Source organism: Acinetobacter sp. 778_lipA, from assembly GCF_058242985.1.
The window spans coordinates 3,047,079-3,059,663 of sequence record NZ_JBZAYT010000001.1 but is presented as its reverse complement, the minus strand read 5'-3'; the positions used below and the strand labels follow the sequence as shown (position 1 = coordinate 3,059,663).

Annotated in this window: 10 protein-coding genes; 5 read left to right on the top strand and 5 right to left on the bottom strand. The window is 38.7% G+C overall.

All coding sequences use genetic code 11. From position 1 onward, the window contains the following. Nucleotides 1-57: 57 nt before the first annotated feature. Together AC4CUY_RS14515 and AC4CUY_RS14510 are read right to left on the bottom strand one after the other, a co-directional pair. On the bottom strand, nt 58-1,344 hold the full coding sequence (locus tag AC4CUY_RS14515; protein ID WP_336951721.1) for an NAD(P)/FAD-dependent oxidoreductase: 1,287 nt from the start codon (nt 1,342-1,344) through the stop codon (nt 58-60). A 127-nt stretch (nt 1,345-1,471) separates the two neighbouring features. Further along, complete coding sequence (locus tag AC4CUY_RS14510; protein WP_419820188.1) at nt 1,472-2,740, bottom strand: D-alanyl-D-alanine carboxypeptidase PBP6B; 1,269 nt, start codon at nt 2,738-2,740, stop codon at nt 1,472-1,474. Between the two features lie 178 nt (nt 2,741-2,918). Here AC4CUY_RS14510 and AC4CUY_RS14505 point away from each other — a divergent pair, with 178 nt between their 5' ends. Then, nucleotides 2,919-4,622 carry a M61 family metallopeptidase gene (locus AC4CUY_RS14505; RefSeq protein ID WP_419820189.1) on the top strand — a complete coding sequence of 568 codons (1,704 nt, stop codon included), beginning with the start codon at nt 2,919-2,921 and terminating at the stop codon, nt 4,620-4,622. Nucleotides 4,623-4,701: 79 nt separating this feature from the next. Here the strand turns inward: AC4CUY_RS14505 and uraH are convergent, their stop codons facing one another. Then, the gene (gene uraH, locus AC4CUY_RS14500) at nt 4,702-5,103 is read right to left on the bottom strand and encodes a hydroxyisourate hydrolase (protein WP_419327183.1); all 402 of its coding nucleotides are present in this window, start codon (nt 5,101-5,103) and stop codon (nt 4,702-4,704) included. 787 nt (nt 5,104-5,890) lie between these two features. Between uraH and AC4CUY_RS14495 the strand changes: the two genes are divergently transcribed. After that, the gene (locus tag AC4CUY_RS14495; RefSeq protein ID WP_490774323.1) at nt 5,891-6,310 is read left to right on the top strand and encodes a hypothetical protein; all 420 of its coding nucleotides are present in this window, start codon (nt 5,891-5,893) and stop codon (nt 6,308-6,310) included. Nucleotides 6,311-6,383: 73 nt separating this feature from the next. Here the strand turns inward: AC4CUY_RS14495 and lipA are convergent, their stop codons facing one another. Continuing rightward, nucleotides 6,384-7,397, bottom strand: coding sequence for a lipoyl synthase (gene lipA / locus AC4CUY_RS14490; protein ID WP_004717052.1), 1,014 nt, complete (start codon nt 7,395-7,397; stop codon nt 6,384-6,386). A 202-nt stretch (nt 7,398-7,599) separates the two neighbouring features. On the opposite strand from lipA, the gene sthA reads away from it, so the two are divergent. From sthA to epmA, 3 genes are all read left to right on the top strand, one after another. Further along, the gene (gene sthA / locus AC4CUY_RS14485) at nt 7,600-9,015 is read left to right on the top strand and encodes a Si-specific NAD(P)(+) transhydrogenase (RefSeq protein WP_004717049.1); all 1,416 of its coding nucleotides are present in this window, start codon (nt 7,600-7,602) and stop codon (nt 9,013-9,015) included. Between the two features lie 140 nt (nt 9,016-9,155). Then, nucleotides 9,156-10,223 (top strand): 4-phosphoerythronate dehydrogenase, encoded by a 1,068-nt coding sequence (locus AC4CUY_RS14480; RefSeq protein ID WP_490774322.1) that lies wholly within the window; start codon nt 9,156-9,158, stop codon nt 10,221-10,223. Next, entirely contained in the window at nt 10,220-11,194 is a 975-nt protein-coding gene (gene epmA, locus AC4CUY_RS14475) for an EF-P lysine aminoacylase EpmA (RefSeq protein ID WP_490774321.1), read from the top strand. Before AC4CUY_RS14480 ends, epmA begins: the two co-directional genes overlap by 4 nt. A 123-nt stretch (nt 11,195-11,317) precedes the next feature. Here epmA and AC4CUY_RS14470 read toward each other — a convergent pair whose 3' ends face one another. Beyond that, nucleotides 11,318-12,559, bottom strand: coding sequence for a multifunctional CCA addition/repair protein (locus tag AC4CUY_RS14470; RefSeq protein ID WP_419327185.1), 1,242 nt, complete (start codon nt 12,557-12,559; stop codon nt 11,318-11,320). Nucleotides 12,560-12,585 lie beyond the last annotated feature (26 nt).

The following is a 12,585-nucleotide window of genomic DNA, read 5'->3' as shown; positions in this document are numbered from 1 at the left end:
TGCATTTTCATCTGTATTTTGACCATTTTTTCATAAATATGGGCAAAAATTTAAATTTCAATGCAATTTTATTTTTGGCGCGATTTTTCGTGTAACAAAATCTTTAGCCGTTAACAAGCCTGCATGAGCATAGCCATATATCGTCGCTTGATGAATACGATATAAAGACACATACATCGATTTTGCCACGAAGCCCTGAACATTGACCTGACCAAGTAGCTCACCGACCGCTTTATTTTCACTAAGTGATACCAGTGAGCCTTTGTCTGCGAACTGGAACATTGGCTGTGGTCGCCCTTTGATACGTGCATTCATTGCATCTACAAGAAACGAAGCTTGTTGACTTGCGACTTGTGCACGTGGACCAAGTGGTGCTTCTCTTGCATCTAAGATACAGTGGGCGCAATCACCAAAGGCAAAAATGTTTGGATCAGCCTGAGTCTGTAAGGTTGCGTATACGTTTAAACGCCCCATACGATCTTTTTCAAAGCCTGCTAAATTGGCAATTACTTTAGGGGTTTTTATCCCTGCTGCCCAAACTTTTAATTGTGCTTCTACAGATGTGCCATCACTAAAATAGACTTTTTCAGCATCTACTTTTTCAACACGTTTGCCCGTTAATACATCTATTTTCATTCGTTGTAATTGCTGTGTGGCATGCTCTGCCATTTTTTCAGAAAGTGCAGGTAAGATACGATCAGCGCCTTCAACCAAAGTAATTTTGACATTGTTTGGGTTAATTTTATTTAAACCATATTTATAAAAGTTCTGTTTGGCTTGAACCAACTCAGCTGAAAGTTCAACACCTGTTGCGCCTGCACCAATCACGGCAATGTGTAATTCACGATCAATATTTTTATTTTGAGCATCTAAATACAAGTGCAGTAAGTCCTGCTGGAAGACTTCCGCTTGTTGGCGACTGTCGAGATAATGGCAAAATTCTTTAACCCCGGGCGTATTAAAGTCATTGGAGACTGAGCCGACGGCCAGAATTAAGGTATCATAATGCAGTGTGATTTTCTCTTGATTAGATTCATATTTACTGGTTTGGGTTTTGCTGAGCTCGATGGTTTTGTTATCACGATCTAAATGTTCAAAACGCCCCAAGACAAATTCATAGTGATGTTTGGCTGCATGCGCATAATAATTGGTTTCTTCATCACTTGGGTTCATGGTGCCAGCCGCAATTTCATGCAGCAATGGTTTCCAGATATGGGTGAGTTTTTGGTCAACAAGGGTGATTTTGGCTTTTTTACTCTTTCCAAGCGTATCACCGAGTTGAGTCACCAGTTCTAAACCACCAGCGCCACCACCAACAATCACGATATGATGTAGATTTGACATAGAAAACCTAAATTGTTGTTATGAAAATAGAATGGCATAAATATGCCATTCTATTTAATTGTTTAGGTTTTTTTTGTATTACAGGTTACATAAATATAATAAATCTAAGTAAATTGGTTGGTTTTAATTAAATTCCAAAAATTGACTTGATCCATTCCATTAAGCGTTCAAACCAAGAGGCTTGTTCGATATGCACTTCATCTTCAATATCAAAACTTTGAATCAGTTGATTGTTTTGATAAACATTCACTTTTGCCAAATGCATGATCTTTTCTAAAGGTGCGGTAAGTGATGTCTCATTGAGTTCAACATTCAAATGGGTTTGAGTTGTTGTAAGCGGTTCAACTGTTGCCAATAGACCATTTGCTTCAGTTTTCATAATACGGCTATTTACAACATCAAAAGTCGCTAAATCAATTGGTGTCGCATCGTTATATAACGATGTGGTTATAAGTTGAGGTTTTTTTGCTTCAACCTTAAACATTTTCAAGGTGGATTTAACTACAGGAAGCTCAGCAATCAGCTGTTTGTCTTTAATTGCGACTTCATCACGGGTATAGGCATAGCCCAAGTTTAACAGTTTATGTGCAATTTCCGCGCGTTTAATTGCACTTTTTGCACCCATCACCACCACAATTAAACGACGATCAGGAGACTCTGTAATGGCAGAAGGACGATGCGCTGTCAGTGCTAAGTTATAGCCGGCTGCTTTGGTAAAACCTGTTTTTAAACCATCTACACTTGGATCAGACTTTAAAACAAGATTGGTAGCATGATGAAAATGTTGATTATAACTAAAACTTGGCATCACTGAATAATGCATATATTCAGGGGTTTGTGATGTTACTGCTTGACCTAAGATCGCCATATCATGAGCTGACGAAAAATGATCAGGCATGGTAATACCGGGAGGGTTGGCAAAATGAGTATCCTTCATTCCCAATGCTTGTGCTTCTTGATTCATACGAGCAACAAATGCAGGTACGCTACCTGAGATACGTTCTGCCAGTGTTACTGCTGCATCATTGGCAGACATCACAATCAATCCAGCAAGAAGTTGGTCGATTGAGATTTGCTCACCTTGCTTTAGGTACATTTGGGATTCATCCCATTGCACGATCTGAACCACAGGGGTTGCAGTAATAATCTCTTCTTTTTTGATATGACCCGCTTTGAGTTCTTTCAACGCAATATAAGCGACCATCATTTTGGTCATGGATGCTGGCGCACGCTGTACATGACTATTATATTCAGCAATGGTTTGACCTGATTGCGTATCTAATATTGTCCAAGCTTCAGCTTCAACAGATTGCGGATTAATATTAAGTAAAGCGGCGTTAACAAACGTGGAGCAAACCAAGCCCGTTATTGCGATAAAAGAAGCAAGAATTTTCAACAGATTTACCTTTAAGCCAATCCTATGGCGAGAGTGCATAAACTTTGCGAATGCTATGCCTTTTTTGCACTCTTCGCTAGTCAGAATCGTAGACAATTGCGACTAAAATCGCCTGACTTTGTAAAAAAATGCTAATCTAATTGGTAATTTCTCACTGTCTATTTTCGAATATATATTTATGTTGCATTATCAGATTGAATTTGACGATTACCGTCAGCACCTCATCCATGTCACATTGCGCTTTCTGGCGAACCCTACCCAAGTTTTGTCACTTCCTACATGGATTCCTGGTAGCTATTTGATCCGTGAATTTTCTAAACATATCGAATCTGTGAAAGCCTATGATGAAGCGGGTCGTCAGCTGCAAATTAATAAGTTTGAAAAAAATAAATGGCGTTTATATAACACAGACCATGAACTGATTACTGTTGAATATGATGTTTACGCCTATGATCTTTCGGTACGTGGCGCGTATGTCGATCAAACCCGTTTATATGTCAATCCTGCTTGTGTCTGTCTAGGGTTACAAGACCAAGAAGAGTCAGCAATCGAAGTTGAAGTATTTTTACCTGAAGAATTAAAGCATTTTCAAATTGCCACAGGTTTAGAGTCAAGAAGTTTGGTGAAAGGGCGCTACACCTTAAAAGCCAACAATTATGCACAATTGATTGATGCACCATTTGAATTGGCAGAACAAACTCGTTTTAGTTTTGAAGCGAATGGGATTCCACATGAATTTGTGATTTCTGGTCAGCATACAATCAATGCAGAGCGTATGAAGCAAGATCTTGAAAAAATCTGTAGTACAGAAATTTCAATGTTTGGTTCAGCACCTTTTGAAAACTATACCTTTATGACCATGGCAACCGGCAATAGTTATGGTGGTTTAGAGCATCCGAATAGTACCAGTCTGATTTCGCCACGTGATGATCTTCCTAAAGCAAATGAACCTGTAGAGCCCTCAGCGGATTATCAACGCTTCCTTGGGTTGTGTAGCCATGAATATTTTCACTCGTGGTTGGTTAAATTTATCCGTCCTGAAAATTTTGCAAATTATGACTTGGATCAGGAAGGCTATACCTCACTGCTATGGATTTTTGAAGGTTTCACCTCTTATTATGATGATTTGATTCTGTATCGCAGTGGTGTGATTTCTCAAGCATCTTATTTAAAGTTGCTAAAAGGGCAAATTGATCGTTATCTACAGAATCCAGGACGTTTTATTCAATCTGTTTCAGAGTCTAGTTTTGATGCTTGGATTAAATTTTATCGTCAGGATGAAAACTCAAATAATGCTGGAACCAGTTATTACAATAAAGGGTGTTTGGTGGCACTCAGTTTAGATTTAGGTCTACGTTTACGTGGTTCTAGTCTGGATGCATTAATGCGCCGTTTGTATGAAAATACCCAAAAGGGTATACAAGTCAATGAGCGTACGATTGTTGAATTGTGTAATGAACTGACGGGTGATAATTGGATCGAACAGATTAATCATTTGATTAATACCACAGATGAATTACCACTGGATCAATTGTTTCCTGAATTTGGTTTGAGCTATGGCTTGCAAAATGAAAAAGCACTTCCATTTGGTTTGAAAGTTGCTGAAAAAGCTGAGGGTGTCATCATTCAGCAAGCGCGTCGTGATGGTGTTGGCGCAAAAGCGGGTTTATCTGCCAATGATGTGATCATTGCGATTGATGGTTTAAAAGCGTCTGAAAAACTTTTAAGCCAATATGCAAAACATCAAGGTCAATTTACACTTTATGCATTCCGCCGTGATGAGTTTTTACAATTTGAGTTGCAAGGTGGTGAAGTTGCTTTGACTACGGTTGAGTTGACTGTATTAGATCAAGCTAAGGCTGATAAATGGTTAAAGGCTTAATTAAGTTGTGTACCAAGAAAAACCGATGTTAAAAAAACATCGGTTTTTTTACGCCTAAAATTTAACTTGATATGATCAATCAATTACCACGATATGTTGAATATCCATAGGGGCTAATCAGCAGTGGAATATGATAATGTTCAAGGCTTCCATCAATCACAAATACCACAGGAACTTCTGGAAAAAAAGCACGTTGGTTGTTCTGTTTAAACCACTCGCCTGTTTGAAAAGTAACCTTATATACACCCTTATCTAATGCTTTATTTTCAGGATACAATGATAAAATTCGCCCATTACTGTCTGTGCTTCCTTCATTAATTTTTACCCATTTATCTTTTTGTTGCGCTTCAAGAATGACTTTAACATTGCTTGAAGGTAAGCCATTTTCAAGATTTAATACATGTACGCTTAATGGGTTTTGGGCAAAACAAATCCCAGAAAATAGGGTTGCCGAAACAGCTAAAATTAATTTTTTCATCATGTTTTTTACTAAGACTAAAATCTCTATGTTAAGGTCAAGTTGAAGCATTGCCGTTAAAAAAATGTAAAATTATATTAATCATCAATATCCCAAATATATTTTGTGTAGGGTTCGGTTTTGGCGACATCTGTTGTGCGAGCAGACAGTACAGGAAAAATGTAGTTTCTATATACACCTTACGGCTTGTTTCCAAAAACACTTGCTTCCTGAGATCCCTTTTCCCTCATAAGTTACAAGGCTTATATGATCAATGGTATCAAAAGCATAGATGTTATTAGAGAGAGTAGCCACAATTCTTATTTAGTTACTTAGCCAATAGATAGGAAAAGCAAGAGCTCAGGAATTGATTGCTCAGTTCAAAACAGAGGTTCAGAATGAGTTAGAACATCTGTATTTTCTGTAAAATTATAAATCGACCGACAATTGGTTTCGTACTAAATTACTCTCTGAGGATCTGACTAGAAAGGGCTTAATGTTGAATTCAGCAGGCTATGTTAAGTAACTTAAGCAGTAAGTAAAATAACGACACCTCCCAAATTTTAAGTGGCTTTTTGATTTTGAAATCAGTCAAATTCGCTAAGTCGATAAATCAGCAATGATTTATTTCAACCGAAATCTGCAACAACAGTAAAATGAGGCAAATAAGCTAAAGTATCATCCATTTTTATATTTATGATTCCCAGTTAAAAGAAATCAACATATTTGTCATTAAACTTTCTGACTGTATATTTTAAAATCATCCAACAATAAGTTTATTCTAAATTCATAATACAAAAGGATAATGTCAATGAAAAAGCGTTTCTTAAGGCTCATCACAATCGCATGTGGTTTAGGCGTAGCTCCACTTGGATTTGCTGCAAATTGTTCAAGTACAATCAGCAATAATGCTGTGGCAAACTTAACTGTTCCAGCAGGTGCAACATGTACGTTAAATAGTACATCCGTTGAAGGGAACGTGAATGTACTCAATGGTGGAAGTTTGATTTTAAACAACTCTTCAGTGAGTGGAAATGTGCAAGCCAATACAGCCAAAGTATTAAAGTTGGTTAATTCTTCTGTTGAGGGAAATGTGCTTGCAGGTCAGGTTTCATCAACATTGAGCTTAAATAAATCAATGATTACAGGAAATTTACAATGTTCCACACTGACGAAACTACAAAGCAGTATGAGTAGTGTTGAAGGTAAAACTACAGGGAAGTGTCGTTAAAAATCAAAAATATCTGTAAAAAAGCACTCAATATAGAGTGCTTTTTGGACGCTTAAATTTTTTGAACAATGACTTAAGCTTCGATGGCTTGTACCGCAATTTTTTTCGCTGGATCAACTTTACGGCGTACCACTGGGACAGGTTCACCATAATATTGACGATCTGCAAAATAGCTAGAACGAACCATTGGTGCAGCCCAGATATTTCTGAAACCAAGCTTGTGACCATGTGCAGTATAACGTTCAAATTCTTCTGGTGTGACAAAACGGTCGATTGGTGCATGTTCTTTAGAAGGCTGCAAGTATTGACCGATTGTCACATAATCAACACCGTGTGCATGTAGATCATCTAACAGGGCAATCACTTCTTCTTCGGTTTCACCAATACCTACCATCAAACCACATTTTGTTGGCACGTCAGGGCAGTACTCTTTAAACATTTTTAACAAGTTTAAAGAATGTTGATAGTCTGAGCCTGGACGCATCGCTTTGTAGAGACGAGGTACTGTTTCAATGTTATGGTTAAATACATCTGGTGGACATTCAGTCATGATACGCAGTGCAATATCCATACGACCACGGAAATCTGGAACCAATATTTCTAATAGTGTTTTTGGACTGAGTTGACGTGCTTCTTGAATACAATCAACGAAATGTTGCGCACCACCATCTAAAAGATCATCACGGTCTACAGAGGTAATCACTGCATACTTTAAACCGAGATTGGCGATGGTTTCTGCCATATGACGAGGTTCATCTGGATCAAGTGCATTTGGACGACCATGTGCAACATCGCAGAACGGGCAGCGACGGGTACAAATATCACCCATGATCATAAAGGTTGCAGTACCACCACCGAAACATTCTGGAAGGTTAGGACAAGCCGCCTCTTCACACACAGTATGTAGTTTTTGTGCACGTAAAGTGGTTTTGATTCGTTGAACTTCATCAGGCGCAGCCATTTTGACACGAATCCAATCCGGCTTTCGTGGTGCTTCAACCGTCGGAATAACTTTTACAGGTATACGAGCAACTTTTTCCGCGCCACGTAATTTGACACCCTGTTCTGGTTTACGGTTCTCTGACATATTCAACTTTTCCACTGTTTTCTACGGGGGAGATTATGCTCATTATAGCGGAAATGCAAAAAGATAGGGCAAAAACACTATTCATATACTAAATGTCGTTATCACAGAATATATGCATGCGAAATACAGAAAATTGTTTTGGTTTAGGTCATAATATCGCATAAGACAAGATATAGACTGAATTTACTATAAGGAGCTTTGAATGCCACGTAAGAAAGAAGTCGTTAGTGGGAAATTTGTGAAATACGATGCGGTCGTACTTGGCTCTGGTCCTGCTGGTGAAGGCGCGGCAATGAAGCTTGCTAAATCGGGTAAGCGTGTTGCAATTGTAGATATTCGTGAGCAACTTGGTGGGAACTGTACCCATGTCGGCACCATCCCAAGTAAGGCTTTACGTCAGACAGTTTCAAGTATTATCCGTTACCAACGTGATCCAATGTTTAAAAAAGTAGGGGATTGGAAACAATTCACTATGAAGCAAGTTTTACGTAATGCGCATAAAGTGATTCAACAGCAAGTTGATACACATTCACGTTTTTATGACCGTAACCACATCGATGTATTTCACGGTCGCGCATATATCCAAGATAAAAACACGGTGATTATTTTTAGCGAAGATGGTGTTAAAGAAACTTTAGTTTTCAAACAGCTTGTGGTTGCCACAGGTAGCCGTCCTTATCACCCACAAGGTTTAGACTTTAATCATCCGCGTGTATTTGATTCAGATAAAATTTTAGATTTAGATTATCCAATTCATAAAATTATTATTTATGGTGCGGGTGTAATTGGTTGTGAATATGCATCTATCTTTATTGGTTTAGACCATAAAGTTGACTTGATCAATACACAGCATCAGCTGCTTAGTTATCTTGATGATGAAATTGCTGATGCATTGTCTTATCACTTACGTGAACAAGGCGTGTTGATGCGTCACAATGAGCAAATTGATCATTTAGAAACATTTGATGATCATGTAGTATTGTATTTGCAAAGCGGTAAAAAAATTAAAGCTGATGCCATTCTTTGGTGTAATGGTCGCTCAGGAAATACAGATGGTTTAGGTCTTGAAAATGTAGGTATTACACCAAATAGCCGTGGTCAACTTGCGGTAAATGACCAATATCAAACCGAAGTTGAAAATATCTATGCGGCAGGCGATGTTGTAGGTTGGCCATCACTTGCTTCTGCAGCATATGACCAAGGTCGTTGCGCTGGTTCAAATATGAGTGGCGAAGAAAATGTTAAACCAGTGAAAGATATTCCAACGGGGATTTACACTATTCCTGAAATTTCATTCTTTGGTAAAACTGAAAGCCAGTTAACTGCTGAAAAAATTCCATATGAGGTTGGACAAGCATCATTCCGTCATTTGGCACGTGCGCAAATTACTGGGGATACAGTCGGCGAGCTTAAACTGTTATTCCATCGTGACACCTTAGAATTATTGGGTGTGCATTGTTTCGGCAATAATGCGGCCGAAATTATCCATATTGGACAAGCGGTGATGCAAAGTGGAAACAATACCATTAAGTATTTTGTTGAAACGACATTTAACTATCCAACAATGGCAGAAGCCTATCGTGTTGCAACATTGAATGGTATGAATCGTTTGTTCTAAACAAATATTCAGAATTAAAAACCCGTAAGTCATCTTGCGGGTTTTTTTATGCCATATTTAAAAGATTTGATGTGTGAACTGCATAGTCTTAAATGGTTCAAAGGTTTATCATAGCGGCAGTTAAACTTGTGGATGACGCTATGAAAATTGTTGCAGATGAAAATCTAGCATTTACTGAATATTTCTTTTCAGAATTCGGAACCATTCATCAAGCAGCAGGACGCAATTTGACTCATCATGATGTGAATGATGCAGATGCGTTATTGGTACGCTCTATAACAAAAGTCAATGAACAGTTGGTCCAAGATACAGCACTAAAATTTGTCGGTAGTGCAACCATAGGTACAGATCATCTAGATATTCCAGCATTAGAAAAGCATCAAATTGCATGGTCAAATGCAGCAGGTTGCAATGCACAAGCCGTTGCAGAATATGTGATTACAGCTTTATTGCATCTCAATCAGGATTTTCTAGATTTAGGGAAAAAGTTTACTTTAGGCATTATTGGTCTAGGCAATGTGGGAACACGATTAGCATATATGGCTCAGTTGTTGGGCTGGAATGTAATTGGCTATGATCCCTTGGTACAACGAGAAAATGTTCAGCAAGTTGAATTTGACGCTTTATTAAAGAAAGCCGATGCGATCAGCATACATGTGCCTTTAACCCAAACAGGGCCGTTTGCAACACATCATTTAATCAATGCTAATGCATTGGCGCTAATGCAGCCAGAAACCATTTTAATTAATTCAGCGCGTGGTGCTGTTGTTGAAGAAGCAGCATTAATGGCAGATATCTTAAAAAAACGTCGTAAAGTGGTGTTGGATGTTTTTGAACATGAGCCTGAGATTTCACAACGTCTACTGGATTTAATTACAATCGTGACGCCACATATTGCAGGTTACAGTCTGGAAGGTAAAGCACGTGGTACTCAGATGATTTATGACGCATTTTGTAAAACATTTGCCTATACCGCACATAAGAAATTTGAATCACAATTACCAGCATGCGAACAATATTTTTATGGCAATAACATTAAACAAACGTTAAAAAAATACTTAGCTGAAATTTACAATATTCAGCGAGATGATGAAAATTTAAGAGATTGCTTAAAGGACGGCAAGGTGGATCAAAAAGCCTTTGATTACCTTCGTAAAACTTATCCTTTGCGCCGTGAATGGGCTGCTCATGGAGGGCCAAAAGCATGAGCATAGATTTTAAACCAACATGTGATATTCAGGCGCTTAAAGCACGAGCAAAACTCTATAGACAAATTCGCCAATTTTTTATTGAGCGTGATGTTTTAGAGGTTGAAACTCCGATCTTGTCTCAAGCGGGTGTAACTGATGTCCATCTGGCTTCTGTACAGGCTCAGCGTCATGTACATGGCAAAAAACAAACGCATTATTTACAAACTTCACCAGAGTTTGCCATGAAGCGTTTATTGGCGAGTGGTAGTGGTGCGATTTATCAAATTTGTAAAGTTTTTCGAGATGATGAACATGGGCGTAAGCACAATAGTGAATTTACCATGTTGGAATGGTATCGTCCGCAATTCAGCTTGAAAGATTTGATGCTAGAAGTTACTGATTTATTAAATGTGGTTTTGGCTGAACGTTTTGGTGAAGTTCGACCAACCGTACTCAGTTATAAACATGCATTTATCGATCGTTTGGACTTGAATCCACTGCAAGCAACATTGCAACAATTAAAAGATGCAGCACAGCGTGTGGGGCTCAATCTTGATTTGGGTGATGATCGTTTAGCCTATATTGATTTGTTATTTTCTCATATGGTTGAGCCAAGTTTAGGTTTTGATACGCCGGTATTTTTAACTGATTTCCCCCCAGAATTGGCCTCGTTGGCAAAGACCAAACTGGATGAGGACGGTGAGTTAGTTGCTGCACGTTTTGAGCTCTATATTGAAGGGTTAGAACTTGCCAATGCCTATGATGAGTTAATTGATGCTGAGGTTTTGCGTAGTCGTTTTCAAGCAGATAATGCAGAGCGTGAAAAGCTGGGCTTATATGTGATGCCAATCGATGAGTATTTGCTCGCTGCTTTACCGAATATGTCGGAATGTGCGGGTATTGCTTTGGGAGTTGATCGTTTGTTAATGGTGGTGATGAACCAAATCAAGTTGGAAAGGGTGATTACATTTCCTGCGGATGTGTCTTGATATAAAGTTGTTTTGGACTATAGGCTGCTGGTATTTATGAATGCTATGGTTAACGAATGCTTGGATATTATTTAATAGAAAAAACTATGTATAAAACGCCTCTCATTGCTGAGAGGCATTTTTTTAAACTGTATGATGATGATGACCTAACTCATGCTTTAAATGAGCAATCGCTTCAATACGTTTTTGAATTAACATTTCACCAATATCAGGACCTTGAATATCCGAGGGCAAATCCGATGCTTTAATCGTCCGTACGGTTTTCATTGCATCTAATAGGTAATGTGCTTGGGGGTATTCGCGATTTTCTAAGCCTAAACGGCCTTTAGCATCACATTCACAAGCTTGTGCAAAAGCTTCAACGCGTTCAGGGCGACGCAACACATCTAAACGCTGTAACAAACGCCATAAAGTGCCTGCTTTTAAGCTAAAAGCCTGATGGCATTTTAAGTGTTCTTTACATACTGCTAGAGCAAGCTGTTTCGTTTGAGTAGGCACTCGTAAACGATCACATACATCTGTGACAGGCTGAATCCCGCGTTCTTCATGCATGATATGACGAGGTAATTCATCTTTTGGGGTTAAAGCTTTACCTAAATCATGTACTAGTACAGCAAAACGCACATCTAAAGAGTAATTGGCTTTACATGCTTGCTGTAAAGACATCAGTGTATGAATACCACAATCAATCTCAGGATGATATTCAGGTCGTTGTGGAACGCCAAACAGGGCATCTATTTCAGGAAAGAGCACTTTTAATGCACCACATTCACGTAAGACTTCAAAGTAAACATCTGCATGCTGTTCCATTAAAGCACGAGAGGTTTCTTTCCATACGCGTTCAGGTGTCAGTGCTTCTAATTCGCCAGATTCAACCAGTTTGCGCATCAATGTAAGGGTTTCATCGGCAATACGAAAACCATATTGTGCATAACGAGCAGCAAAACGAGCCACACGTAGTACACGTAAAGGATCTTCTGCAAAAGCGTCTGAAACGTGGCGTAAGATTTTATGTGCTAAATCATCTTGACCATGATAAGGATCATACACTTGACCTGCCTCATCCATCGCCATAGCATTTATGGTTAAGTCACGACGAATTAAATCCTCTTCCAATGTGACATCTGGATCGGTATAAAACTCAAATCCATGATAACCATGTCCCGATTTACGTTCAGTACGGGCGAGGGCGTATTCTTCTTTTGTTTTAGGATGTAAAAACACAGGGAAATCTTTCCCAACGGGTTGATAACCTTGGGCAAGAAGTTGTTCTGGCGTAGCGCCAACAACAACATAATCCTTTTCGTGATAGGGGTGACCGAGTAAATGATCTCTAACGGCACCGCCTACTAAATAAACTTGCATGAAAAAACCTCTATTCTTACTGCCAT

What these genes read in the sequence shown, in the direction of transcription:
- AC4CUY_RS14515 (WP_336951721.1), bottom strand. Translation starts at nt 1,344, where the DNA reads ATGTCAAATCTACATCATATCGTGATTGTTGGTGGTGGCGCTGGTGGT.
- AC4CUY_RS14505 (WP_419820189.1), top strand. Translation starts at nt 2,919, where the DNA reads ATGTTGCATTATCAGATTGAATTTGACGATTACCGTCAGCACCTCATC.
- uraH (WP_419327183.1), bottom strand. Translation starts at nt 5,103, where the DNA reads ATGATGAAAAAATTAATTTTAGCTGTTTCGGCAACCCTATTTTCTGGG.
- AC4CUY_RS14495 (WP_490774323.1), top strand. Translation starts at nt 5,891, where the DNA reads ATGAAAAAGCGTTTCTTAAGGCTCATCACAATCGCATGTGGTTTAGGC.
- lipA (WP_004717052.1), bottom strand. Translation starts at nt 7,397, where the DNA reads ATGTCAGAGAACCGTAAACCAGAACAGGGTGTCAAATTACGTGGCGCG.
- sthA (WP_004717049.1), top strand. Translation starts at nt 7,600, where the DNA reads ATGCCACGTAAGAAAGAAGTCGTTAGTGGGAAATTTGTGAAATACGAT.
- AC4CUY_RS14480 (WP_490774322.1), top strand. Translation starts at nt 9,156, where the DNA reads ATGAAAATTGTTGCAGATGAAAATCTAGCATTTACTGAATATTTCTTT.
- epmA (WP_490774321.1), top strand. Translation starts at nt 10,220, where the DNA reads ATGAGCATAGATTTTAAACCAACATGTGATATTCAGGCGCTTAAAGCA.
- AC4CUY_RS14470 (WP_419327185.1), bottom strand. Translation starts at nt 12,559, where the DNA reads ATGCAAGTTTATTTAGTAGGCGGTGCCGTTAGAGATCATTTACTCGGT.